1 protein-coding gene is annotated in these 2,106 nt (G+C 45.3%); it reads left to right on the plus strand.

The features are described 5' to 3' along the window. On the plus strand, window positions 1-2,106 hold a 2,106-nt coding region (locus AC1DVP_RS21215), incomplete at both ends, for a hypothetical protein (protein WP_477185459.1).

Consider the following 2,106-nt stretch of genomic DNA (forward strand, 5'->3'; position numbering starts at 1 on the left):
AGTTTCACGGGGCTTAAACCCTGGGGATTACACGTTTGAGGTAGCGGATGCCAACGGCTGTACGTACCAGGAATTATACACAGTGAAAGCGGTGACTCCAATTGCCATAGTTGGATCAGTTGCATCTAATGTTTCCTGTAATGGATCAAACGGTACGGATAACAATGGTTCGGCATCGTTTACAGTAACAGGCTTCAGCTCAACGGGTAATTACACGGTAGTTACTTCACCAGTTCTAGCTCCTGCACAAATCACTAATTCAGGCGATGTAATAACCTTAACAGGCCTTACAGCAGGAATGTATACGGTAACAGTAAAAGACAACACGACGCTTTGTTCCCAAAGCGATTCAGTAACATTAGCAGCGCCGGCTGTCATTACATTCAATGCGGCAGGTTCTAATGTATACTGTTCACAGGATGTTTCACAAATTACGGTAAGCAGTGAAGCTGGCGGAACAGGAGTTTACACCTATGCCGCTGTGCAGTCTGGAACTCCGGCTCCAGGCCCAGGAGCTTATGTAAGCAACAAAGTGCTTACTATAGATACTGCAGCTTTAACCAATAGTGTAATGGTCGGAGTTAATAAAACATGGGATGTTGATGTTTATGTTAAAGACGCAAACGGCTGCGTTGCTAAGAAAACAATAACAATAACTCAAGACGTTGCGCCAGCGATTACCGCACCAGCGCCACAATGTTTTACAGGAACTGCATTGACAGCCGATTTAAGTTTATTAACCACTACTTACAGCGCTGTTAAATCATACACAGTAAACGGCTTTGCCCTTGCAGGGTCTACAGCGGTATTTAACGGACCAGGCACTTATGTATTGGGAGTTAAAGACGCAAACGGCTGTGAGGCATTTGTAAATTATATCATTGAGAAACAGTTATTGGCAGTGGCTTCATTGACAAAAGATCTATATTGTACCGCACCGGTTAACGCAACAATTGATGTTGTTATAACAGACGGCGTTGCACCATATTCTTACCAGATGTACAAAGGAGCATCGGCAGTGGGAGTATCAACTCCGGTTACAGGCACAAGCTTTACGGCATCAGTTGGAACAGCTGGCACGTATCATTTTGTAATTACAGATGCTAACGGGGCTTCATGTTCAGTAACTACCAATACAGTTGATGTAACAGATCCGTCATTGGCACAGCCAACATTCACTTCGGCACAGATTAATGTAAGCTGTACGCTAGGCAGTGACGGAAGCATTACGGTAACGCCGGCTACTGGAACAGCACCATATGCATTTGCATTGGCAGGAGCAGCACCAGCTAACCATACAGGAGACGCAAACGGTATCTATACAGGATTAAAAGCTGGTTCCTATACAATAACAGTAACCGACGCTAAGGGCTGTACATCGGCACCAGCAGCAGCTGTTGTTATTACAGAACCGGTTGTATTGACAGCTACGGCTTCAGCCTCAGCAAACACGACTTGTAGCATTACCACAGTTATAACTGCAGTCGGTCATGACGGTACACAGACAGGAACAGGAACAGGATACTATTACAGTTTTGACAATGGATCGACTTATGACGTATCCAATACGTTTACGGTAAATGACAATGGAAGCATCCAAACGATCATGTATGCAGTAAAAGATGCTAACGGATGTACCACAGTGCCACAGCCTATAGTTGTGAACCCGCTGAACAAACCGACAGATCTGGATATTGCCCTTACAACAGCACCAACTTGCCCAGCACCAACAGCAGCAGTAACAGTTACTGCTGCCAATGGAGTAGGAGCACTGACATTTAGAATTGTTTCAACCAATTCAGGAACAGCTGTAGGATTATGGGGTCCTGTGACTACCGCTGGCTTTGCAAGCCCTGCTAGTTTCACGGGCTTAAACCCTGGGGATTACACGTTTGAGGTAGCGGATGCCAACGGCTGTACGTACCAGGAATTATACACAGTGAAAGCGGTGACTCCAATTGCCATAGTTGGATCAGTTGCATCTAATGTTTCCTGTAATGGATCAAACGGTACGGATAACAATGGTTCGGCATCGTTTACAGTAACAGGCTTCAGCTCAACGGGTAATTACACGGTAGTTACTTCACCAGTTCTAGCTCCTGCACA

The organism is Flavobacterium sp. P3_A6, assembly GCF_056403035.1.